This is a genomic window from Galbibacter sp. BG1 (assembly GCF_013391805.1).
Lineage (GTDB): Bacteria > Bacteroidota > Bacteroidia > Flavobacteriales > Flavobacteriaceae > Galbibacter.
The window spans coordinates 1633847-1658253 of the sequence record NZ_CP058364.1 but is presented as its reverse complement, the minus strand read 5'-3'; the positions used below and the strand labels follow the sequence as shown (position 1 = coordinate 1658253).

Sequence of the window (24407 nt, the reverse complement as noted above, 5' to 3'; positions counted from 1 at the left end):
GATTGAAAAGCATATCAAACTTTTATCAAAATATTTGCATGATTAAATAAGCGTTTTGTAGCTTTGCGGCATCTCAAAAGGGGTGCTTTTTTTAATGATTAGATCATCATTAAAACAGGCTGAGATTATACCCATGGAACCTAGAACAGGTAATGCTGTTTAGGGAGGGCCGAACAACAAAAAAATGTTTGGTTGTTATCTTAATAGACTTCATTAGGTCAACAAATAGATTACAACCAAAGCATTTACAAAGGCAAACAATCAATTTAACAAACAAACAAGAATAACAACCCCTTTTATTCGTAAAACAATTACGAATGAAGTTTTTATTCATCTTTTTTAGTTTATTACTGTGTTCTGCAGGCATAACCAATGCTCAGGAATTTCAAGTTTCCGGAGTTTTTACAGATCAAGAAAATGTGCCCATTCCCGGTGCTACCGTTTTGCACAAAGAAAGTGATGCGGGTACACAAACCGATGCAAATGGTTATTACGAGTTAACGGTTCCCAAGGGAAAACAAACAATTACCTTTAATTTTTCGGGGCAAAAACCTATTATAAAAACCCTTCAAGTTTCCAAAGACACCGAATTGAATGTCCAAATTTCTGAAAAAGACGTTATGCTGGACGAAGTGTTGGTTTCTGCCATAAGGGTAAGCGGGGATGCGCCGGTAACCTATTCCAATCTAACGGCGGAAGAAATGGCGCCAAGGAATTTAGGACAGGACATTCCTGTGCTTATGAGCTATATGCCTTCGGTGGTTACTACGTCTGATGCTGGAGCGGGCGTTGGATATACGGGTATTCGTGTACGAGGTAGCGACGCGACACGTGTTAATGTTACCATCAATGGGATCCCTTACAACGATTCGGAATCCCATGGGACGTTTTGGGTGAACATGCCTGACTTCGCTTCTTCCACAGAAAATTTACAATTACAGCGCGGTGTGGGAACTTCTACCAATGGAGCAGGGGCTTTTGGTGCCAGTTTAAACTTGCTTACCGATGCTATTTCCCAGGATCCCTATGCAGAAATTTCAGGTTCGATCGGAAGTTTCGATACGCGCAGAGCCAACATAAAATTCAGTACAGGTAAATTAAACGATCATATTGAGGTTTCCGGAAGATTGTCCCGAATAAAATCCGACGGTTATATCGACAGGGCTTCATCAGATCTTGAGTCTTATTTCTTACAAGGTGCTTATGTAGATGAAAATACCTTGATAAAAGCACTGGTTTTTGGAGGACAAGAAAAAACCTATCAATCTTGGAACGGTGTAGAGCAGTATCAAATAGATGCTTATGGTAGAACTTTTAACAGTGCGGGTGCTATCTATGACGCCGAAGGGAATATTGTAGACTATTACGATAATGAGGTGGACGATTACAAGCAAGACCATTTTCAACTGCATTGGAACGAGCGCTTAAACCAAAACTGGAGTACCAATCTTGCTATCCATTACACCAAAGGAAGAGGTTTCTTTGAGCAGTATCGCCAAGACGATGATTTTGCCACCTATGGTTTCGACCCGATTACCGTCAATGGAGACACCATAAACACCACCGATTTAATTAGAAGAAGATGGTTGGATAACGATTTCTACGGAACAACTTTTTCTGCGGAATACAAAAACGAAAAAATTGAATTCATAGCCGGTGGGGCCTTGAACAAATATGAAGGCGACCATTTTGGGGAGATTATTTGGGCAAGATATGCTACCGATAGTGAAATTAGAGACCGGTATTATGATGATAACTCAACTAAAACCGACTTTAATAGCTACGCCAAACTCATCTATTCGGTTACTGATAATCTGAGTTTGTATGGAGACATGCAATACCGCCGGGTGTCTTACCAAGCTAATGGGAACGAAACTGGTTTGGTGGACGACGACTTCAACTTTTTTAATCCGAAAGCCGGACTTACTTACCATCTAAATGAAGATAACAGTCTTTATTTCTCTTATGCCAGAGCCAACAGAGAACCCAACCGTAATGATTATGAAAGTGGCGATCCAGAGCCGGAAACCCTTAACGATTTTGAGCTGGGTTGGCGCTACGCAAAACCAAACATTAAAATAAATGCCAATACGTATTACATGCGTTATAAAAACCAATTGGTGCTTACTGGGGAGCTTAACGATGTAGGGGCGCCACTACGTGAGAATGTGGGAGACAGCTACCGTTTAGGGTTGGAAGTGGATGCAACCTTCCGTTTTGCAGAGAAATTCTTTCTTCAGCCTAATTTTGCTTTGAGCAGTAACAAAAACGTAGATTTCGTAACACAAATAGACGGAGAGCTACAAGAACTGGGCAACACCAACATTTCCTACTCCCCTAATTTTATAGCGGGCAACAACTTTACCTACACTCCAACAAAAAGCCTACAGTTTTCTTTCCTATCAAAATATGTCTCAGAACAATATCTGGGAAATACCGATGCCGAAAATTCTAAATTAAGTGCTTATTTCGTGAACGACTTAAATCTACAATACACTTTAAAAACCAACAGTTTCTTTAAGTCGATTGTACTAAGTGGTTTGGTCAACAACATTTTTGATGTGGAATACATCTCCAATGGATACTATTATACCTATGATGTTTCCAACAACGATGGATCTGTGTCTACTTTGAACGGAACTGGTTATTATCCTCAGGCGGGGATTAACTTTTTAGTGGGAGCCACGGTAACATTTTAAAAAACAAAAAGGTTGTTCAAAAAGTAAATTGAGCTTTCTTTTAGAGCTTAGCCGAGAAATTCATGATTTCGACTACGCTCAATTAGACAGAAATGTTCTCCAGATAACTTTTTGAACAACCTCTATATTTAATCCGCTACCTTGAGATAAGCTTATCTTCCGAAGATTGATCAGGCAGATTTAGCTTTCAATGATGGCTTAAAACAGTTTTATTATTTGGTTTTCATCAACCAATTTCTAATATCTACTTCCTTCGAAACAATATCTCTTAGCTCGCTAATCTTAACTCGCTTTTGTTCCATAGTATCCCGGTGTCTTATGGTAACCGTTTTATCTTCTAGAGTATCGTGGTCTACAGTTACACAAAAAGGTGTTCCTGCCGCATCTTGGCGTCGGTACCTTCTTCCTACCGCATCTTTCTCATCGTAAGTTACGTTGAAATCCCATTTCAATTCTTCAAAAATCTCCCTGGCTACTTCCGGCAATCCATCTTTTTTAACCAAAGGCAGAATAGCTACTTTAGTTGGCGCCAATACAGAAGGGAGTTTTAAAACCGTTCTCGTAGAACCATTTTCCAATTCTTCTTCTTGTAAGGCGTTCGAAAATACAGCTAAGAACATTCTATCCAAACCTATCGATGTTTCTAATACATAAGGAACATAACTCTTATTTTCTTCCGGATCGAAATACTGTAATTTTTTATTGCTGAATTTTTCATGTTGTGCCAAATCGAAATCGGTTCTGGAATGAATTCCTTCCAATTCCTTGAACCCGAAAGGGAATCTAAATTCAATATCCGAAGCGGCATCAGCGTAATGAGCCAATTTCTCATGATCGTGGAAACGGTAATTATCTGCTCCCATCCCTAATGACAAATGCCATTTCAATCGGGTTTCTTTCCAGTAATCGTACCATTCTTTTTGGGTTCCAGGCTTGATAAAGAATTGCATTTCCATTTGTTCAAACTCACGCATACGAAATATAAACTGTCTGGCTACAATTTCATTCCTAAAGGCTTTTCCTGTTTGGGCAATCCCGAAAGGAATTTTCATACGCCCTGTTTTCTGAACATTTAAAAAGTTCACGAAAATACCTTGAGCGGTTTCTGGACGCAGGTATAAATCCATCGCAGAATCTGCAGAAGCACCCAATTTGGTGCCAAACATTAAATTGAACTGCTTTACTTCCGTCCAATTTTTGCTTCCCGTTTCTGGATCGGCAATTTCCAGCTCTTCAATAAGCGCTTTCACATCGGCTAAATCTTCTTTTTCCAACGATTGTCCCAATCGCTTTAAAATAGCCTGTGCCTGTTCGTTATATTTTACAACACGCGGGTTGGTAGCTACAAACTGCTCCTTATCGAAAGCATCGCCAAATCTTTTTTCAGCTTTGGTCACCTCTTTTTCTATTTTAGCTTCAATTTTGGCGACATAATCTTCCACCAAAACATCGGCACGGTATCTCTTCTTGGAATCCTTGTTATCGATTAAAGGATCGTTAAAAGCATCTACGTGGCCAGAGGCTTTCCAAGTGGTAGGGTGCATTAAAATAGAAGCATCTATTCCCACAATATTATCGTGCATTTGCACCATTGCCTTCCACCAATATTCACGAATATTTTTTTTGAGTTCAGTTCCGTTTTGAGCGTAATCGTAAACAGCACTTAAACCGTCGTAAATTTCACTTGAAGGAAAAATATACCCATACTCTTTGGCATGGGAAATTACTTTCTTGAATTGATCATCTTGATTTGCCATGTCGCAAAAATATACTTTTTAGAAGAATTAGAATTTTATTTGAGCTTAAAAACAGAAGATGCCAGCAAATTTTCTTGATAGAAAATATTTACCCGATAATCGCCTTCCTTTTCGAGTCCGCCAACGATAATATAATCGCAAATACCCATAGGTTTATTCTCGTAGTCGATTACGATTTTTTTGCTGTAAATAAGCTTTTTGTTATTGAAGGTAACAGCGCTTCGGCTGCCTAAAATATTATTATTTGGATCTATAAACTGAATATAGAATTCTTTTTCCCCAGGTTTTAAAAGTGTTCCGGGTGCAATATTAAAACATGCTCGCAGTCGCTCGGCTTTATTGACACGGTTGGTCTCAATAACCTTTCCGTTATTTCTCACCTTATAAGCAATGCCTGCCAAATTAGAAACTTTCAAAGAGGGGTTTTTATCTATTTGTCTGGACAGCGCAATATTCTCGTTGATTAAAGAATCTGTAAACTGTGTTAGATTCTCATTGGCGCTTTTTAAAGCATTGGAATACCGTTCCAACTCGATATATCTAAGTTTTGTACTGTCTATTTCCTTGGAAAGCAAGAAATTTTGCTTTTTTATGGAGTCGGTAATTTTGTGTAGTTCTTTATTATCTTTTCGTATTTCTGCCAACTCCCTTCGGTAACGCCCCAAGATTTGGTAATCTACTTCCAGTAGCTTTATAGAGTCCATAAGCATGGCAATTCGCTTTCTGCTGTAATCAATTTCCTTGATGTGCGATTCATTCTCTTTGGCTAAATCATTCAAATCGTTTTGTATACTTTCAAGGTCTTCAACAATCATCCCTTTTGCGTTTTCTAAAAACGACACTTTCTCTTCACTTTCAACATAATTAAAGTAAGAGAATCCGGTAAGGGCGGCGATACATAAAAGTAAAACTCCTAATATTATTTTTTGACCAAGTTGCTTTTTTTGAGCACTCATTTAAATTAGTTAAATTCGAATATAACTTCAACTACTAGAATTGATTAAAAGGGTAAAGATAGTAAATGATCTTGAAAATTTATTTTTTCCATCCACTTGTTTAGGCTGTATGGAAATTATACCAAATGATGCATCTTTCCTTTGTGTTTCATGCAGACATGAATTACCAATTACAAATTTTATAAATGAAAACGACAACCCAGCCGAAAAAATTTTGTTTGGAAGGGTAAAAATTGAAAATGGCGCTTCCTTTTTGCGATATTACAAAAAAGGAATCGTTCAGCAGCTTATTCACCATTTAAAATACAAAAATCGAGAAGAGGTTGGCGTTTTTTTCGGGAAATGGATGGGACAGGAACTTGCCGCTTCAAAAAGGTTTCAGCATATAGATTTTGTAATTCCAGTTCCATTACATCCTAAAAAGCAAAAGCAGCGTGGTTACAATCAAGTTGCCAAATTTGGGAAAGAGATTGCCACACAATTGGGTGCTACCTATTCCGAAGAAATCCTTTTCAACACCACTTATACCACTACCCAAACTTTAAAAGACCGATTGTCTAGGAGCTCCCAAGAAAAAACGAAGTATGTGGTGCGCACCAAACTTGACTTATCTAACAAGCATGTGCTTTTGGTAGATGATGTAATTACTACCGGTGCCACTCTCGAAAGCTGTGCTAGGGCTTTTACTGCGGACGAAAGCACAAAAATTAGCATTGCCACCATTGCCATTACCGCATAATTATTTTTCTGGGTTTATAACTTTACGCAACTTGTCTGGGTTTTGTCTACTATCCCAAATGGTTAAAATAGAAATCAACTCATTTTCAAATTCGTAAACGATGTAATAGTCCCTCACAATTTTAAGTCTAATATTGGGTTTACTGGTTGGTTTTCCTATATCAGGATATAAGGAAATTAATTGAACGGCTTCTTGAAAAAGATTGTTAAGTTTTTTGCTGAATTCTTTAGATTTATTCCTTTCTGCCCAATAGCTTAATATTTCTTTTCTTTTAGACTGAGCGGTTGGAAGACCAAATTATTCGTTTAGCCATTTCTCAATATCCTTGTTAGCCTTTTTATTGGATAAATAATGTCCTTCTTTTATTTGAAGACGTGCAGCTTCTATTTCGGTCTTTTGCGCTTCATTCAATTGAAATACTTCTTCTAATTCATTTTCCTTATTTAAAAAATAATAAAGCTCTTCCAAAAGGTTACTATTTTTTGAAAGGTTAACTTCTTGAATAAGTTTCTTTCTAATATCTATAGTTTTCATAAAGCAATCTTTTTTACTAATATAAGCATTTATCAAATTAAGTATAAATTCAAACGGCTATAATCTAGTCATTTTTTAATTCGGTAGTTTCTGCATAACAGATACGCTGCTATTTAAAAATCTTATTCTTTACAATGACATCTTATTTTCAACGTTACTAAAAATAATCGTTAATTTGCAGCTTTAATTGGGTATTATGAGCATTAAAAGCCTTTTAAGTTATAGTTTATTTTTTGGCATTATTATCTGTTTAATTAGTTGTGCTAGAAGAGGCACCCCTCAAGGAGGACCTAAAGATGTAGATCCGCCATACATAACCTCTTCCGATCCAGAAAACAACACTACAAACTTTAGCGAAGATAAAATTAGAATTACCTTCGACGAATATATCAAACTGAAGGATTTACAAAAACAGCTTATTGTATCTCCCCCATTGAAAAACCAACCTTATATTTTTCCGCAATCAGGGGCCAGCAAATATTTGGAGATCGAATTATTGGATACCTTAAAGGAAAACACCACCTATGTTTTTAATTTTGGGCAAAGTGTGGTCGACAATACCGAAGAAAATCCCTATTCGTTCTTTACCTATGCTTTTTCCACGGGTGACTATTTAGATTCTTTGGAGGTGGAAGGGTTTGTGGTGGATGCCGTTCAAAAAAAACCAGACCCCTTTATTTCTGTAATGCTATATGAGGTGGATACCGCTTATACCGACTCTACCATCTACCAAAAACCACCAAATTACATAACCAATACCCTCGACAGCTCTACCAATTTTAGGCTCACCTATTTAAAAGAAGGGCTGTACAGAATGGTGGCCATAAAAGACAAAGCCAATAATTATAAATTCGACCCCAAGACCGATAAAATTGGATTTATAGACCACTTTATAAAAATCCCGACAGATTCCATCTATGGTATAAGTTTGTTCAAAGAAGTTCCTGCATTTAAACCCGACAGACCTTCATTAATTGCCAAAAATAAAATCTATTTTGGGTTTGAAGGAAATCCAGAAGGCATGGAGATAGAATTGTTATCTGAAAGGCCAGCTGATTACGATTATCGGGTTTTTAAAGACATGAAAACCGATACCCTTAATTATTTCTTTACTCCCTTTGAAGCCGACTCTTTGGTTTTTAAGGTTGGGAAAGAACAAACCATAGATACCTTTACCGTTCGTGTAAAAGAATTGTATGCCGATACGCTGGTAGTTGCCCAAGTAAATAAGAAATTTAGTTTAAACGATTCTTTAAAGCTTCATGCTTCCACTCCAATGGAAACCCTCAATAAAGAATTGATATCTGTAATGAATAAAGATTCTGCTTTTTTAGATTTTACAAGCAACTTAAACAAAACCGATAATATTTTAAGTGTGAAGTGGGATACAGAACCAGATCAAAAATACCAAGTTAAGTTACTGCCCGGAGCGATAACCGATTTTTACAATGATGTAAACGATACATTAACCTATAATACGTCTACTAAAAGCTTGGCGGATTTAGGGAGCATGCGCGTCAACCTTAAAAACGTAGAGCAATACCCGATAATTTTGCAGCTTACGGATAATAATGGAGAGGTAAAACAGGAAATGTTCATCAAAGAAAAAAAGTACGCTTACGAATTTAGGAATATAGATCCCGCTACCTACTTGATTAGGGTTATTCACGATAGCAATGGCAACGGAAAATGGGATACTGGGAATTACCTCAAAAAAATTCAGCCCGAACGTATTAGTTATTACCCAGACCCGGTGGAATTACGTGCGAACTGGGAAATCGAACAGACGTTTATTCTGCAGTAGTTTAAGATGGATCCGGGAAGTTAATTCTTTCTGGTTTAAGATTTAAAGATCCTAGTTTGGTAAAATTACTGATATTTTGAAGGCAACCACTTTCCTGCCCTCAATACCTCAATAACTCAACACCCTCAATCCAACAATCTAAACCTATCGCGATCATCCAAGAATTTGAGTCCGCTTCTGTATTTTTCGATGGTCGATTTTTCTAATGTGGCGTATAGTAATTCCTCGTTCTCACTGTAAACCAATGATTCCCCTAAAGGATCGTACACGGCCGAATGCCCACTATATTCAAAGTTATTTCCATCCAAACCAATTCGGTTTACGCCTACCACATAGCACATATTTTCAATCGCACGGGCTTGCAATAATACATCCCAAGCATTGACACGTTTATTGGGCCAATTGGCTACATAAATCATTGCATCGTAATCTTCCACATTCCTTGCGAAAACCGGAAACCGCAGATCGTAACACACCTGTAAACACAAATGCCAACCATTATATTTTACAATTACTTTTTCCTTTCCAGCGGTATATACTTTGTCCTCCCCAGCCAATGTAAAGGTATGCCGTTTATCGTACTTAAATACTTCTCCCGATGGGGTTACAAAAAACATTCGGTTGTAAAAATTAGAATTCTCCTTAAAAGCAATGCTTCCCGTAATTGCCATGTTTTTTTCTGAAGCCAATTGTGTTAACCATGCCAAAGTCTTCCCATCATTATCTTCCGCAACCGTTTCTGCATTCATGGTAAAACCGCTAGTAAACATCTCTGGAAGCACAATTAAATCGACATTTTCAACCATTTGAATTTTCTCCTGAAGCAACTCTCTGTTTGCACTGGGGTTTTCCCAAACCAATGAGGTCTGTATCGCTGCTATTTTTAGTGAATCTGGCATATGGTAAAGATAAAAACTATCTGATAATTAATCGAAGGTGTTTTGGAAACTATGCGTTATTTGCTACAATCCTTTAATCTCACCTAATCCCAGCACTAAAATCCTGGGGTGCTTGCTGTGGTAAATTGGTTGTTCCGGCCGCTCCGGTATCGTTATAAATAGTCCATTCTGAAAAAGTGTACACACTGTTATTTCTTATCACGGAAGTATTACGCACCGCTCTCCCATCTTCAAATTCGTGATTGGTTCCAGATCCGTCTTCCCCAGGAACTCCAAAAACATCTACTACCACACCATTGCCATCCAGCAATTCTATGTTATCGTCCCCATTAGAATCGGCTGCACCTCCTGTTCCCCCTTCCAAATCTGGTTTGAAGCCGTAAACCGACTCAAACGCGAGGGAATCGGCGGCAATTAGGAAAGTACTTCCTGAGGAAATTCGGTTGCCTGAAAGATCTATTACACTTCGTTCGGTAAACTCTGTATTATCATTGGTGTATCGACGCAACTGCCAACCATTTAAATCTACCTCCTCGCTGGAAGCATTATACAATTCAATAAACCTCAAATTACTAGCGGTCGAAGTATTATCGGGGTCTGCTATTTCTGAAATAAACACAAACTCGCTGGTATACTGCAGTGAACAATCTTCATAAGGTTTATCCAACTTAAAATCAGCTTCATTTCGCACATACAACCGATCCCTTAAAGGAATAAAAACCACATTCCCGCTTCCAGATTTGACGTTTGTTCCTATAAAACTACTTTCGGGAAATAATGAAATAGTAAAAGAAATTTCGCAATTGGTCAACACATTGTTTTCGGCATACACTTGTGTTAGGTCTTCGAATTGAAAATTGTTAACTTGAACCAATATATTATTGTAATTATACGATGAAACTTCATTTAAACTTATCGATATAGGTTCTACAACGGCACCTTCTTCCACAGCAAGCACTTGACTGTTTGGAATATTACTAATAACCATCCCAAGTTCATCATACTCCAATACAGCTCCTCTCAACGCTATTTCTATTGAGCTATGAAGCGGGATGTTATGTGGAGCAGTCAATCTAATTTCCGCTCCCGTGCTTTCCTCCTGAAGAATTAATGTATTCGCTGAAATATTTCCTGTAGTGGCATCGGAGGTTACGATACCCTTAATTTTAATATTATCTTCTATCGTTTCTAGACTTGCCGCGTATTGCTGTAATTCATCAATAGAAACCAGCGAGGCGTTTTCCAGAACATTACAACGCTCTGCTTCCATGCCCTCAACATCAGTTGTTGTTCTAATACGAATATAAAATCCATCATTGTATTGTAAAATCCCGATGATACTACCATTGAATGTTGGTAAAGTATTTTCGCCTTCTTTAAATCTCCGTGAGGTTATCATGGGTATTTCTTCAGCAAAACAATTGGTTAAAATTGCTTCGGTATCTTTGTTATTTACCACATAACTACCTTCTTCAACAAATTGAACGTCGTCTAGCTGTATGAGTTGACCAACATCCTCTCCCTTTAAGTTATTTATGGAAACAACACTCGGCGTTGTTTCCAATGTGCTTTCTTCCGCATAGAAAAAGCGGTAAAATTGCTCTTCTTTGATGCCTGTGAGATCCCCTTCTTTAGAGATAGTGCCCAACACCAATTCCCCATCGACATCTCCCAAGGTCATTCCACTTACCGCTATGGCAAATTGTTCCCCGATCTTAAACCCTTTTTCGAAGAGTTTGGTTTCATCAATCAAAATCTTAATGCCTGCTGTCTCATCCTGAACATAAATTTCCTTATAAAAATTACCCGAGGCATCATCAGCCGTTACGATTCCAGCGAACACCATTTTTTCAGTAATCGCTATGGGCGTATCGTCATATAAATTTTTAATGGCTTTTATGGAAGTATTAATCTCTGGGGCATCACAATAATATTCAATCTCTCCGCACCGGGGATTGTTAAGAGCTACATCTTCCAAGTTTCGTATGGTAATAATATACTCACTTTTATTTTTGGTGAGAATACCGGTAACTGTTCCATTCCCCAATGGCATTACCACCGATTGAAAATCGGCATATCCACTGGTTTCCATTAATAAAACATTGGTTTCGCAATCGTTTAACGTTCGTAGTGTAGTTTCTTCGGGTTCCGCAAAGGTTTTGCAGAGGTCTTCAGGACTTATTTCAACATCGCTTATGCTCACCAAAGTATTTACCGCCGTGCTATCCAATTGCGAAAGGTTATATAATTTAGGGCGTACCGCTTGCGGACTTTCGCACGAGATAAATAGATGTTCGTTGATTTTGGTCGCGGGAAGCCGTCCTACGGAAGTATTCCCAAAAGCTGCGAAAACACCGCCCAATTTAAAAACTCCGTTATCGTCATCCAGATAGAGCCCTTTCACTTTCACCAATACTTTTTGACCAATTGGATAGAAAAGGTAAAGATCCCTTAAATCGAGATTCAACTCAAACCCATCGGTAGGATTTTCTTCTGTATTTTGAATGACAAGACGCCCGTAAAAATTATTATCCTCATCTGCAGATACAACGTATCCTTCAATTATTAAATCTTCTTGTATTTGCATTAATTCCCCTTGATACAGTGCTTTAATATCTTGAAAAGTGACATTTGACTGAATACTATTTTCAACACATATATCTTTAGGAGTTTTATAATCATCATTTTCTACACAGCCAATAGCCAGCCCTATAAAAGCAATCATAAAAACCGATATGTACTTTAGCTTTTTCATCTAAAAATTTACAGCAAGGTTTAAGAAAAATGTCCTCCCGTAACCGTACCAGTATTTATTCCCGAACAACGGTGCACCCCTTAAATCGTCGTTATAAGCTTGACCGAAATTTGCATTTCTGCTCTGTTCAAACCCTCCCGTTCGGTAAGTAACATCAAAAAGGTTGTTAAAGCTCCCGAATAGACTCACATATTTTTTCTTAATAAGCCAAGATTTTCCTGCTGTTAAGTTCAAGAGATATACCGGGGTTAATTTTTCCTGTCGCAACAGTTTATCCACTTCTTCATCTGTAGCATTGGGGAACGAACCTCCATCAGGGTTCTGCAAAAAACTTTCAGTTCTTTTTATGGCAGAAATATCCACATAATTATCGTCCATGTAATTGGCTGTCATCCCTATCCACCAATACTTTCTACTTCGGTATTCCACCCCTACAGAATACGCTTTTTGCGGACCTGTGGCAAGTCTATAGTCTTTTATAGCAGCTTTTCCTAAATCCAATTCTCCAATTAAGTTTATAAGTTCGTCTTCGGCTCCCACCGTATCAAAATTAATGGTAACGTTGGCGTTGTCGATATAGCGAAAATCTCCGTATGCAGCGACCGCGGTGAGTTTAATTTCTGAAGTTGCTTGGTAGGTGAAACCAAGCTCGCCCCCTAGGTGTCTTTTGGAAATATCAGTAACCACCTCTTGCACAAAATCACTCCCGACACCGGCATCCACATAGAAATAGTTAATATCGGTATCGTCCTCAAATTTTGTATAATAACCCGTGAGCTTTGCCGTAATTTTGGGGAGCCTTAGATGGTAAGTTAGGGTTCCCGAATAAATCGTGGTAGACTCCAAGCTATCTACAACCTTGTTATTTTCCCGCGCATTTACAAAAGAATTCTGAAGCGTGGGAGCATCTGTAAGATAGGTTGCCATGGCACTTACCACATGACGGTTGTTAAATTTGTAAGTAAACCCAGATTTTAGCCCATAATTGGTAAAAGAAAGTTGCTCACTTTTTCCTTTAGAAGTAAGTGGAAAACGCTCATTTAAAAAGAGTCCATTTCTTTGATATTTGGTTTGCGAAATCTGTACCGCACTAAAAAAACTAAGCTTTTCCAATTCTAAATTCGCTTGGAAAAATCCTTCATACCAACTGGAAGTCATTTCATAATTATACCCCATTCTATCATTTACAACCTTATTCAAATCTCCACTCGCATCGTTTCTAGTATTGGAAAAAGGATCTAAATCTTCATGAAAATCGCTTCCTAACAGATCTATTAGCAGCCCATAATTTTCTGAACTTGATAATTTCGCACGGGCACCAGCATCCAGTTTAAAGTATGGATTAAGTGCATAACTGCTGGAAAAGTTTAAAATAAACTGGTTTTCATCGGTAGTATCGTCGTAAAGCACATAAGAACTTTTCCCATTTTTTACTTCGGAAGAATTTGCTTGATACAAGGATGTCCATTGTAACTGAGGATCATTTTTAAACCCTTCTTCAGCTAAATTGGCATTCTCGAAATTGGCCCCTAGGGAATTATTGATATAAAAACTGGGCAAATAGCGGTAGTAATCCGGATTCGGACTCGGAGCGTCGTAATACCCCAGTCTACTGCTTGCAAACGTACCAAATTGATAGGCAGCACCTACTTTCAAAAAGAATTCATCTCCAGAAAAATCGTAGTTGAACATTGCAATGGGTTCTTCAATCTTACGAATTCTGGAATTACGAATTGCATCGTTCTGCTCCCCCCAATATGAATTGTATTTTCTTCCCACCAACTCAAAAACCTCCTCGGTTATGGGTGCAGATTTACCTCGGCGGTTTGGTGTATAAAATGCCGTGACAAATAAATTGTGCTTTTTGTTTATTTGATATCCTAAAGATGCAAAAACGGAATAAGCATCGTAGACCGTTCCATCCACATAACCTTCTTCCGCCCAGCGGCGGGAAGCAGATAAACTATATGAGAAGCCGCTCGTAGACAATCCCGAATTATAGGTAGCCATAAGCCTTCCAGCATAGGTTCTATTGGAAAAAGAAGACGACAACCGCAACCCTGGGCGCATTCCTGCAGGATTACTACTTATATTTGTAGTTCCCAGAATCCCACCAAAAGTATAGGGATTTGCTTCGAGTCCGTCGAAATATTCTTGATTTCTGAAAACATCGTTTAGTCCGCCCCAGTTATTCCATTGCGGCCTGCCATTAAACATTCTATTCATGGGCAATCCGTTAATCATTAAATCCCCGTACTTAGAATCGTAACCCTTAACCTTAAAGAAAGATTGACTAAAATCGAAAGCCGACCGTGTTAAAAATAAATCCCGAGTGGCCTGGAGCATCCCACTGGAAAAATCGGCATCCACATCGTCTATAAAATCATTTTCGGTAAGGGTTACCGTATTTTCATGCTGAAGTTCTTTAACATCTGGTTCCAAATAAATAGTTTTAAAATCTATAGTCTGACCATATTTCTTGGAAAAAGGCAACTTTTTTGGTTGGTAGCCCTCTTTGGTAATTACCATTAAATTATTACCACTAACCACCCCTTGAAGGTTAAAACTCCCGTCGTCTAAAGATCTGGTTTGCTGAAAAGTCTTTTCAATTTGAATCGAAGCATTCGCAATGGGCGTTTTTGTTCGGGCATCATAGAGAACACCTTTTAAATTTTCAGTTTGAGCAGATGAAAATTCAAAAATTAGAACAAACAATAATAGATATTTAGAACTCATTCTCTATTTTAAAGTGTTAAATATAAATTAAAAAAGTATATTTACTAATATAAATAGAAAATAAAATGGCGTCAAAACCTCTTTTACTTCTTTTTTTAAGTCTGAATATCAATATTTTAATAAGCCAACAACAGGAATATTCTGTTATTTCCGTTGTCTTTTACAACGTAGAGAATTTATATGACACAAAAAATGATACGCTTACCTTTGATGATGAACGCACCCCTGAAGGAAAGTATCAATGGAGCCGAGACCGATATAGCGATAAGCTGCAGAAGATTTCCAAAACTCTTGAAAATGTTACATTGGAGGTTGCCAAGAGCCCTCCAGATATTATAGGAATAGCTGAAATAGAAAACTTGGAAGTTTTAAAAGACTTGATTGCTACCCCTGCCTTACAAAACAGTAATTACGGAATTGTACACCGAGATTCTCCAGATGAAAGAGGCATTGACGTAGCTTTCCTTTATAAAAAGGATAAATTTATCCCGAACCATACTGCATTTAGAAAACTAATAATTTATAACGAGGAGGGTTTTTTAGATAAAACCAGGGATCAACTGGTTGTAGATGGCTATATAGATGGAGAACTTTTCTGCTTTGTAGTAAACCATTGGCCCTCGAGAAGTGGTGGTGAACAAAGAAGCAAACCGCTAAGGGAGGCGGCTGCGCGACTCAATAAAAAAATAATAGATTCTCTAAGGTGGAAAAACCCGGATATAAAAATTATAAGTATGGGAGATTTTAATGACAATCCCACTGACGATTCTTTTAAAAAAATTCTCCGCACGAAAGGTTCAAGAAATGAACTAATGGAAAATGACCTTTACAACCCTATGGAAAAATTATTTAAAAAGGGGATTGGTTCGCTTGCCTATCGCGATAAATGGAGTCTATTCGACCAGATATATATAACAGAAAACCTAATCCAACCACAGAGTTTTTTCCGTTTTTGGAAAGCAGGAGTCTACAATGCACCCTATTTGAAAACTAAAACCGGAAGGTACAAAGGATATCCCTTTCGAAGCTATGCATCGGGTGCTTACACCGCAGGATATTCAGACCACTTTCCGGTTTATATGTATTTGGTAAAAGAAGTTTCTAATAGAGACTAAAAAGTCTTTCTATACTATTTTAATCGAACCACAACATGTATGGAATTCTTAGTAAAATAAGGAAAAGCCCTAAGCCATAAAACAAGGCAATTTTACCAAATTTTCTTTTAGAGGTAGTTTCTTTCTTGTGCTTACTCCAGCCTATGGTAATTAAAGCAATAGCAATAATATTAATAAAGGGGTGCTCCACAAGGATTAAACGGAGTAAACTATTTCCCATAACATTCCCCGTTTGCCATGCTTTAAAACGTGGGGACACAAAGTAAAGAACCAAGCCAATAACCAATTGAATATGTGTAAAAATAAGGGCAAACAAACTTATACGAAGATCTTTAGCCATGCTAAAATCCTTGTTTTTAAAAAACCCAACCATGGCATTTAAAAAAGCAATCGCCAATACTAAAAGTGTAAAATAAGCCCAGTAGGAGTGTAACGCATTAACCGTAGAATACATGAGTTTGAATATTTTGTTAGTTTTTCAAAAATAAGAATTAAACCTTGATAAAACTTTAGAAAAGGCATAAAAAAATCCCGATGATGTTTTACCATATCGGGATTAATATTGTTGTATTTAATTTAATTAGAAATTAAATCGGAGACTTGCATTCCAGGTTCTACCAAAACCGAAGAAGACTCTATTAGCTGTCGATATTCCATTATAGGTATCGTCTCCGGGTTGTGCAAAGATGTTGGTATCAGACTCTGCAATGTAAGTTTCATCTAGAACGTTATTTACATTTACCCTAAAATTAAGTCTATATTCTTTTAGTACTGGAAGGTTTACCGTAAAACCTGCATCGAGTAAACCAAATGAAGGTAATTTAAGGGCTCCTTGGTCATCTATATCAGTGGCATCAAAATCTGCATATAGATTATCGGCAAAACGATAACCGGCATCAATAGTAAGCGCATCAAAAAGTTGATAATCGGCTCCTAAAAAAGCTGTTAGTTGAGCAGCATCACCTACTTTCACGCCATCCAGTGGTAAATTTTCCTCAGCTGGTTGACCGTTGATAATAATTGGATTTTGATCATTGTCAAAATAAGTGGCTTGTACGTCGTCTTTATACTCCCAATTCCCAAGAGAAAACATTCCGTTAATTCCTAAACGATCTAATTGCAATCTCCCATCGAATTCTACTCCCATGTGAACTTGTGTAATACCTAGCAGATTCGCAGTTCCTCTAATTTCATTTGGCTCACCAGCGTTAAACGTTGCAGAAACAGATTCGAAACGATCTGCCCAACTCGTTCTATAAAGGTTTACGTTTGCTCTAAATAATGAACTCCTATAGCCGTAACCCAATTCTATACCTGTAACTTTTTCATTAGTAAGATTTGGATTTACAGTATTTGAAAAGTTAATAAAAACTGCGTCAAATAAAGGTTGTTTTGAGTAATATCCTCCGTTAACAAACACATTATTATGAGCGTCAATATTCCAGTTAACTCCTCCTTTTATATTTCCACCCCAAATATTTTCATAATCTGTTTTCGCAGGCGGTACTTCATTAAAAAATTCTTCTCTAGAAAACCCTTGATTGGATAGTGCTCCCTGGATAAATCCAGTAACATTTTCAGTGAATTCATATTCCAATTGACCAAAAACACCTAACCAATTTACGTAACCTACATTGTAATAGTCTATTTTTTCCTCATCATCTATATTTCCAAAAACCCACCATGGTTGATTGGCGTCATATGTTTCAAAAAAGATGTTTGATTGAGATGGATCGTTAACGGGATTGTTGCGATCATCCGTTTGCTGGTAAGCGTCACCCCCTAAAAGGTCATTTACCCTACGATAATGGAAACCTTTGTAGTTTCTAAGATCGATACCGAAATCCAACGTTAGTTTATCATTGAGCTCTGTGCTTAAATTAGCGAGTATCCCATACCAGTTATGAGAATTTATGGAAGCTCTACGAGTAATTCCATTGGTGTTATTTTCATTAGGATTTAAATCGCTATTGTTTAAAAACAACCCGTCTATTCTTTCTCTTGGTTGAGGACTAAAGTCTGGTACCAGTCCACCACTATTGTAATTAACAATATCGTCTACCCTAACAAGTCCATCACTTGATCTAGGCAATTGAAATTGACGTTGGCCATTTATCTCTCCAATTTCACCAGTTCCTCCCCCTCTACCAAAGGAAGCATAGGTAGACGTTTCAAGTTTCATAGATGAATTTATATCCCATGACCAATTAAGACTTAAAATAGGTTTATGATAGAAATTTCTTCTGAAGTTATATTCTTCTCCATTTTTATATCCCCAATCACTATTGTACCTTCTATCTGGATCTGTTCCATTACCATATTGAATGTAGTCGCTTATGGAAGGAGCAAAAGATCTTTGGTGGTGCCATTGCGGCGCTCCTGTTACGGTAAATTCCAACTGATGATTATCTGCCGGCTGATATCCCAATGCAAAAAAGTAATTGTACCCTTCAAAATCACTTCCATCTACATACATGGCCCCTGCTGTGCGACTAAAAAGTGCAGAAGCAGACCAACCATTATCCATTAATCCTGTGGAATAAGCACCAATTGTTTTTAAATAATTATCATTTCCAACAGTACTGCCAATGAATCCTCCTTCTTTACGTAAAGAGCTCTTGGTTAGCACATTTATTGTTCCTCCTACGGAAGAGATAGCCAATTTGGAAGAACCTAGACCTCTTTGCACTTGAATAGCCGAGGCTACATCGCTCAATCCAGCCCAGTTACTCCAGTACACCTGTCCGTTCTCCATGTCGTTTACTGGAACTCCGTTAATCATTACGGCTGAATTTTGAGTGTCAAATCCACGAATATTTATTCTTGCATCACCAAAACCTCCCCCGGTTTTGGTAGCGTAAATAGATGGTGTGGTGTTTAATACCTCGGGAAATTCCTGAGAACCAAGCTTTTCCTGAATTTCGTTTGCTTTAATGGTAGAAACCGCCACTGGCGTTTTTCTATCTTTTGCAATATCCACAACTCCTGTAACCACAACTCCTTCTAATTCTTCGGCGTTTGCCTGTAAGCTAATTGTGCCCAAGTTTGCGGTTCCATTTGCAATGGTATACTTTACTTCCTGAGCTACAAAACCAATGTAAGAAACCACAACAGTTCCTGTGTTTTGAGTAACGTTTAAAGTAAAATTTCCATCGAAATCGGTTGAAGTTCCAGAAGTAGAACCCTTAACCATTACGTTTGCTCCAGGTAATGGTTCCTGAAGGCTTCCATCTACAACAGACCCTGTAATTGTTCCTTGTGAGAAGGCTGTTGTAGTAATCAATGCAATTACTGCTGTTAAAATCCAATTTTGAATTGTCTTCATTTTTTGTTTGATTTAATTTAACCCTGCAAAAGTCTTAGATAAATAAGACTCTTTGATTAAGGCATTGTTAAATAATTTAACACTAAGACAAAAATAAACAAAAAACGTAACAATGTAATATTGTGAAGATTACACGGCTACGTTTTATTGAATTTTAAAATATTGTTAACTCCTTTTATAAAATTCTAAAAGATTTAACGTGGAATTGTCGTGATTACTAACTTTTTCAGAATTTATATCTTTCAATATGGTAGAAGCCAATTGTTTTCCTAATTCTACCCCCCATTGATCGAAACTAAAAATATTCCAAATCACCCCTTGTACAAAAATTTTATGCTCGTACATCGCTATCAACTCTCCCAAAGCCTGTGGGGTTAATTTGTGAATCAATAATGAGTTTGTAGGTTTATTACCTTCAAAAAGTTTAAAAGGCAATAGTTTCTCTATTTCTTCTTCTGAAAGATTTTTTTCTTCCAATTCTGCCCTTACTTCAGCTTCTGTTTTACCGTTCAGCAAAGCTTCCGTTTGCGCAAAATAATTGGCCATTAATTTATCGTGATGGTCTTTATCTCCATGTAAAGATTCCGTAAAGCCAATAAAATCCGCTGGGATTAATTTAGTTCCTTGATGGATTAGTTGAAAGAAAGCATGTTGTGAATTGGTACCAGGTTCTCCCCAAATAATTGTTCCTGTTTGGTAGGTTACTTTTTCGCCATTTCTGTCCACACTTTTCCCGTTACTTTCCATAGTGCCTTGCTGTAAGTATGCGGATAATCTATGAAGGTATTGCGAATACGGAATTAACGCTTCGCTTTCTGCTCCATAAAAGTTATTGTACCATACACTCAATAGTGCCAAAATAACAGGGATATTTTTTTCGAATGGTGTTTCCTTAAAATGTTCGTCCATAGCATTTGCCCCGGCCAATAACTTATCGAAGTTGTCGTAACCAACGGCCAAGGCTATAGATAACCCCACAGCACTCCAAAGAGAAAAACGGCCTCCAACCCAATCTTTCATTGGGAAAACATTTTCGGAGTCGATCCCAAATTCTGCTATTTTTTCCAAATTTGTGGAAACTGCCACAAAATGCGCCGCAACATCTTTTTGTGAAGCCGACTTTAAAAACCAATTTTTAATGGTAGTAGCGTTGCTTAAGGTTTCTTGGGTTGTAAAGGTTTTGGAAACAATTACAAAAAGGGTTGTCTCTGGATCCAACTTTTTAATGACCTCATGCACGTGGTCTCCATCTACATTACTTACAAAATGAACGTTGAGATGGTTTTGATAATATTGAAGTGCTTCCGTTACCATCGCCGGACCAAGGTCTGAGCCACCAATACCTATATTTACCACATCGGTAAATGCCTTTCCTGTATGTCCTTTTTTAGTTCCAGAAATAATACTTTCAGTAAAGTTTTTTATCTTTTCTTTTACCTCATAAACTTCAGGTACCACATTTTCCCCATCAACAAATATTTTCTCCCTTTCCTTAGCCCTCAATGCCGTATGTAATACAGCTCTATTCTCTGTTTCGTTAATAAGGTCACCCGAAAAATACTTTTCGATAGCATCCTTAAGTTTTACCTCATCTGCTAATTGCAATAATAACTTATGCGTGGTATCGTCGATTCTATTTTTGGAATAATCCAAATAAAAATCATTCCATTGAATGGTATATTTGTTTGCTCTTTGGGAGTCTTGTGCAAATAAACTTTTTATTGTAGTATCCTGAAATGTATTGTAGTGTTCTTGTAGCTTTTTCCAAGCTTCTAATTTAGTTGGATTTATTGCTGCTAATGGCATTCTTCTGATTTAGTTCTGTTAAAAATTCTTCTTCATTGGTAGTTTCTTCACTAGGAAAAACTAAGGAATCCAATCTTGCTTTTATAGGCTCAATATGCGCAAGGTATTTTACTTTAAGGGAATCCCCAATGGGTTCTGCCTTTGGCAAATCTTGCTTAAAAGGATCTACCTGTCTTCCATTTTTCCAAAAACGGTAGCATACGTGAGGCCCGCTTGTATTCCCGGTCATACCTACCCAACCGATGACATCGCCTTGTTTTACATATTGACCAACATTCACTTTACGCTTGCTCATATGGAGGTATTGTGTGCTATAAGTACCGTTGTGTTTAACTTTTACATAGTTACCATTTCCCCCTCTTCTAGCAGACTCTACTACCGTACCATTTGCAGTAGACAGAATGGGTGTCCCTACGGGCGCGGCAAAATCTGTTCCTTTATGAGGTCTAATCTTATTTCCGTAGTAGGCAATTCTTCGTTTTAAATTGTAACGGGAAGATATTCTACTAAACTGCACTGGAGCCTTTAAAAATGCCCTTCTTAAATTCTTTGCATTTTCATCAAAATAATCTACAATATGTTTGGTAGAATCGGTTTCGAAACGGAACGAATAAATAGGTTCACCTTTATGTTCAAAATATGCTGCCTTAATTTTATCGACACCAGCGTAAATAGAATCATCGATATACTTTTCAGTAAAAATAACCTTGAAGCGATCTCCTTTTTGAATTCTGAAGAAGTCGATGGTCCATGCATACACATCAGACATTTTATAAGCTACAATTGGGCTCAAGCCTTGTTCTTGCAAGGTTTGGTATAGAGAACCATTAATGATTCCTGTTGCCTCCCGTTCTACTAATTTCACTTCTTTCTTCCCTTTTTTAACCAAAGTGGAATCAGCAAAATCGACCACTACGTAGTCGATGCTGTTCGGCTGGTAAATAAAACATTTTGGTACTTGAAGTGAATCTCCCTTAGTACATAAAAGGGTATAAGGTTTCCCTACTTGTAGACTAGCTATATTAAAAGAATCTTTAGCGCCTTCTACAATATTGTATATTTGTGGGTAGTCTAGATTATTTCGTTGTAGTATTTCACCAAAACTGTCTCCAGCCTTTACCGTATCCCTTACTACGTAATATTGGTTTAAATTGTATCCAAATTCCTTTACTTCAATAGGTTTTAGGTCCGCCGCTTTTACCACATTGGCCTCTTCTACCTTCTCTCTCTTCTCTTCTTTGCACGCTACGAAAGCCAATAAGGCTAAACATACAAGTGCGAATACATTCTTTGGCATTTAAAATTAATTTGTTTGAGGGTTAAACATATGCTCCACCCACTGCTTTCCCCAGTCGGCTTTCTCTGTTTCGCTCCAAATCTCAGGAAAAAATATTATTTTCTGAAAACTTGGTGGCAAATAATCTTTCCAATTTGTTCCTCCCGTAGCATCAATCGTTTGCTTGTCTTTGCTCAAATGTTTATAGGCGGCACCCATATGCATTAAGTTCCAATTAACGTTTGCATTTACATCTAGCTCTTTCATCGCGTTGATTAGCAACGGGTTATTTTTTACTTCGTCGGGCAAATTTAAGAATTTTTCGTAAATAGTAACACCTTTTACCTCATTTGCTATTCTCATGAATCTTGGCGTATACCTGTACTCAAACTGCTTTAAGGTAAGCGTTTTTTCATTGGTTTTAGTATCTACCGCACCTTTTTTCCAATAAATATTTTCGTAAAGCTCTTCAAGCGGGGCGTTTTCATCTAATTCTTGCTTTACATTTGCCGGAAGTAAATTGTATATGGGAGTAGAATAAATCTCTATCATCCTAAACTGTGCCGATTGAAATCCGCTTGCAGGAAGCAAGGCCATGCGGTACTTTAAAAACTGCGATCGATCCATTCCATTAATCATTACATTAAATGAATTGATCAAAATTTTATAATAATTATTGATGCGCTCAATTTTGGTAATTAAGAAGTCCAATTTCTGAACCTTGTCATCAATCAACTGCTTTTGCTCATGGATAATGAGTTTAAAATACAGTTCTGTAATTTGATGGTACATGATGAAGATTTCTTCATCTGGAAAATGCGTTCGCGGTATTTGCAAGCTCAAAAGCGTATCAAGATGAATGTAATCCCAATACGTTAAGTATTTTTCGTAAAGGAGTCCGTCTAAATAAGAGCTAAGATCTTGACCCGAATTTTTGTATTTCTCTTCAAGCTTTGCAATTTGCGCTTCAATTTCCGGCTTTATATCCATCAATCCATTATTATTTTAAACTGATTTTTAAGCCCTTTAAAAGCTTCCAAATCTGCTTTTATCGATCCCACCAAGATATCTGCCTTAATTCGGATAGGCATTTTATTATCATCATCAGAAACCCAAAGCGTTAAACTTTCCTCCTCTTCGAAAATACGTCCCGATTGCACGTACGGTCTAAATTTCAAACATTTAATCTTACCAAACTTAGTATTTAAGGTTTCCTTTCCTAAATATTTAAGCTTAAACTTAAAGAGGCCATCATCATCAAAAAGAATGTCTGAAACAAATTCTTGCCCTTTAGACAATTGGTGCCTGTCTACACGATTTCTCATATAGTAAAATGCAGAAATTAGGTCTTGAACGCCTTTATTGATTTCAAAACTTTGCTCGGTATCGTGTTTGTGATCTTCTAAGATGGCTTTCTTAGCGTCGTAGTCGAAGTTGATTTCTAGATCTTTGGTATGGCCACCTTCATCTATCTGCCTGATAAATTTATAAGGCTGACCGGTTTCTTTATCAAAGTAACTCTCGTAGTTGTCGTCTACCTTAAAAAACAGGCTTGCCAACCCAGTGGTTTGTCCTCTTCCTATAACATGATAGACTTCTCGCCCCTGTACATAATCGTTTTTTACTTCGAGGGTGGCATAACTGGCGTTAAAAATACCATAGTGAATACGGAATTTAAACCACTCTCCAGCTTGAAAGGAATCGGATTTAATTTCTTCACTTTGGTTAACAAATGCTGATAACCAAAATATGGTCAGGGCTAAGATAATCTTCTTCATACTTCAAGTTATTGATGTAAAAATAATAAATTCAATTACATTACGATTCTTTGTAATTACAATTAACAATTATTATTCCAAAAGTACCAAACATGACCAAAAGCAAAAAGCTCGACCGAAGTCGAGCTTTTTTCATTAACCAACCAAAACTTTAAATTATGAAAACTTTACTTAAAGTCTGCATAGGGCACCACCCCTATTGCGAGCGCAAAGTTAATACAATACAGA

General features: G+C 37.4%; 17 protein-coding genes. 4 read left to right on the top strand and 13 right to left on the bottom strand.

Features of this window, described 5'->3' with window-relative positions; all coding sequences use genetic code 11:
• Positions 1–317: 317 nt before the first annotated feature.
• Complete coding sequence (locus HX109_RS07330) at positions 318–2699, top strand: TonB-dependent receptor (RefSeq protein WP_178950676.1); 2382 nt, start codon at positions 318–320, stop codon at positions 2697–2699.
• Positions 2700–2911: 212 nt separating this feature from the next.
• Here the strand turns inward: HX109_RS07330 and HX109_RS07325 are convergent, their stop codons facing one another.
• Both HX109_RS07325 and HX109_RS07320 read right to left on the bottom strand, forming a co-directional pair.
• Positions 2912–4456: a glycine--tRNA ligase gene (locus HX109_RS07325; protein WP_178950674.1), complete on the bottom strand. Its 1545-nt coding sequence runs from the start codon at positions 4454–4456 to the stop codon at positions 2912–2914.
• Between the two features lie 35 nt (positions 4457–4491).
• Entirely contained in the window at positions 4492–5412 is a 921-nt protein-coding gene (locus tag HX109_RS07320) for a hypothetical protein (protein ID WP_178950673.1), read from the bottom strand.
• A gap of 109 nt (positions 5413–5521) precedes the next feature.
• Between HX109_RS07320 and HX109_RS07315 the strand changes: the two genes are divergently transcribed.
• Complete coding sequence (locus tag HX109_RS07315; protein ID WP_178950671.1) at positions 5522–6151, top strand: ComF family protein; 630 nt, start codon at positions 5522–5524, stop codon at positions 6149–6151.
• Here the strand turns inward: HX109_RS07315 and HX109_RS07310 are convergent, their stop codons facing one another.
• Positions 6152–6412 (bottom strand): type II toxin-antitoxin system RelE/ParE family toxin, encoded by a 261-nt coding sequence (locus HX109_RS07310; RefSeq protein WP_255462851.1) that lies wholly within the window; start codon positions 6410–6412, stop codon positions 6152–6154.
• Between the two features lie 36 nt (positions 6413–6448).
• Complete coding sequence (locus HX109_RS07305) at positions 6449–6685, bottom strand: hypothetical protein (RefSeq protein ID WP_178950669.1); 237 nt, start codon at positions 6683–6685, stop codon at positions 6449–6451.
• Between the two features lie 196 nt (positions 6686–6881).
• Here HX109_RS07305 and HX109_RS07300 point away from each other — a divergent pair, with 196 nt between their 5' ends.
• The gene (locus tag HX109_RS07300; protein ID WP_178950667.1) at positions 6882–8489 is read left to right on the top strand and encodes an Ig-like domain-containing protein; all 1608 of its coding nucleotides are present in this window, start codon (positions 6882–6884) and stop codon (positions 8487–8489) included.
• A gap of 125 nt (positions 8490–8614) precedes the next feature.
• On the opposite strand, the gene HX109_RS07295 is transcribed toward HX109_RS07300, so the two are convergent.
• The 3 genes from HX109_RS07295 to HX109_RS07285 form a co-directional block, all read right to left on the bottom strand.
• A complete protein-coding gene (locus tag HX109_RS07295) occupies positions 8615–9388 on the bottom strand; it encodes an amidohydrolase (RefSeq protein ID WP_178950666.1) in 774 nt (257 codons plus the stop codon).
• A gap of 79 nt (positions 9389–9467) precedes the next feature.
• On the bottom strand, positions 9468–12143 hold the full coding sequence (locus HX109_RS16230; RefSeq protein ID WP_220399482.1) for a DUF5689 domain-containing protein: 2676 nt from the start codon (positions 12141–12143) through the stop codon (positions 9468–9470).
• Positions 12144–14879, bottom strand: a complete 2736-nt coding sequence (locus HX109_RS07285) for a carboxypeptidase-like regulatory domain-containing protein (protein ID WP_178950664.1) — start codon at positions 14877–14879, stop codon at positions 12144–12146. It abuts the gene before it with no gap.
• Positions 14880–14944: 65 nt separating this feature from the next.
• Here HX109_RS07285 and HX109_RS07280 point away from each other — a divergent pair, with 65 nt between their 5' ends.
• Positions 14945–15994: an endonuclease/exonuclease/phosphatase family protein gene (locus HX109_RS07280; RefSeq protein WP_178950662.1), complete on the top strand. Its 1050-nt coding sequence runs from the start codon at positions 14945–14947 to the stop codon at positions 15992–15994.
• 19 nt (positions 15995–16013) lie between these two features.
• Here the strand turns inward: HX109_RS07280 and HX109_RS07275 are convergent, their stop codons facing one another.
• The 6 genes from HX109_RS07275 to HX109_RS07250 form a co-directional block, all read right to left on the bottom strand.
• Positions 16014–16448: a hypothetical protein gene (locus HX109_RS07275; RefSeq protein ID WP_178950660.1), complete on the bottom strand. Its 435-nt coding sequence runs from the start codon at positions 16446–16448 to the stop codon at positions 16014–16016.
• A gap of 126 nt (positions 16449–16574) precedes the next feature.
• Complete coding sequence (locus HX109_RS07270; RefSeq protein WP_178950658.1) at positions 16575–19319, bottom strand: TonB-dependent receptor; 2745 nt, start codon at positions 19317–19319, stop codon at positions 16575–16577.
• Positions 19320–19484: 165 nt separating this feature from the next.
• Positions 19485–21125 (bottom strand): glucose-6-phosphate isomerase, encoded by a 1641-nt coding sequence (gene pgi / locus HX109_RS07265; RefSeq protein WP_178950656.1) that lies wholly within the window; start codon positions 21123–21125, stop codon positions 19485–19487.
• Positions 21097–22422 (bottom strand): peptidoglycan DD-metalloendopeptidase family protein, encoded by a 1326-nt coding sequence (locus tag HX109_RS07260; protein WP_178950654.1) that lies wholly within the window; start codon positions 22420–22422, stop codon positions 21097–21099. Before HX109_RS07260 ends, pgi begins: the two co-directional genes overlap by 29 nt.
• Positions 22423–22428: 6 nt before the next feature.
• Positions 22429–23391, bottom strand: coding sequence for a tryptophan 2,3-dioxygenase family protein (locus HX109_RS07255; RefSeq protein ID WP_178950652.1), 963 nt, complete (start codon positions 23389–23391; stop codon positions 22429–22431).
• Positions 23391–24179, bottom strand: coding sequence for a DUF3108 domain-containing protein (locus tag HX109_RS07250; RefSeq protein WP_178950650.1), 789 nt, complete (start codon positions 24177–24179; stop codon positions 23391–23393). The genes HX109_RS07255 and HX109_RS07250 overlap by 1 nt, the downstream gene beginning before the upstream one ends.
• Between the last annotated feature and the right edge of the window lie 228 nt (positions 24180–24407).

Coding starts and splice junctions, on each gene's coding strand:
- HX109_RS07330 (WP_178950676.1), top strand. CDS start 318: ATGAAGTTTTTATTCATCTTTTTTAGTTTATTACTGTGTTCTGCAGGC.
- HX109_RS07325 (WP_178950674.1), bottom strand. CDS start 4,456: ATGGCAAATCAAGATGATCAATTCAAGAAAGTAATTTCCCATGCCAAA.
- HX109_RS07320 (WP_178950673.1), bottom strand. CDS start 5,412: ATGAGTGCTCAAAAAAAGCAACTTGGTCAAAAAATAATATTAGGAGTT.
- HX109_RS07315 (WP_178950671.1), top strand. CDS start 5,522: ATGGAAATTATACCAAATGATGCATCTTTCCTTTGTGTTTCATGCAGA.
- HX109_RS07305 (WP_178950669.1), bottom strand. CDS start 6,685: ATGAAAACTATAGATATTAGAAAGAAACTTATTCAAGAAGTTAACCTT.
- HX109_RS07300 (WP_178950667.1), top strand. CDS start 6,882: ATGAGCATTAAAAGCCTTTTAAGTTATAGTTTATTTTTTGGCATTATT.
- HX109_RS07295 (WP_178950666.1), bottom strand. CDS start 9,388: ATGCCAGATTCACTAAAAATAGCAGCGATACAGACCTCATTGGTTTGG.
- HX109_RS16230 (WP_220399482.1), bottom strand. CDS start 12,143: ATGAAAAAGCTAAAGTACATATCGGTTTTTATGATTGCTTTTATAGGG.
- HX109_RS07285 (WP_178950664.1), bottom strand. CDS start 14,879: ATGAGTTCTAAATATCTATTATTGTTTGTTCTAATTTTTGAATTTTCA.
- HX109_RS07280 (WP_178950662.1), top strand. CDS start 14,945: ATGGCGTCAAAACCTCTTTTACTTCTTTTTTTAAGTCTGAATATCAAT.
- HX109_RS07275 (WP_178950660.1), bottom strand. CDS start 16,448: ATGTATTCTACGGTTAATGCGTTACACTCCTACTGGGCTTATTTTACA.
- HX109_RS07270 (WP_178950658.1), bottom strand. CDS start 19,319: ATGAAGACAATTCAAAATTGGATTTTAACAGCAGTAATTGCATTGATT.
- pgi (WP_178950656.1), bottom strand. CDS start 21,125: ATGCCATTAGCAGCAATAAATCCAACTAAATTAGAAGCTTGGAAAAAG.
- HX109_RS07260 (WP_178950654.1), bottom strand. CDS start 22,422: ATGCCAAAGAATGTATTCGCACTTGTATGTTTAGCCTTATTGGCTTTC.
- HX109_RS07255 (WP_178950652.1), bottom strand. CDS start 23,391: ATGGATATAAAGCCGGAAATTGAAGCGCAAATTGCAAAGCTTGAAGAG.
- HX109_RS07250 (WP_178950650.1), bottom strand. CDS start 24,179: ATGAAGAAGATTATCTTAGCCCTGACCATATTTTGGTTATCAGCATTT.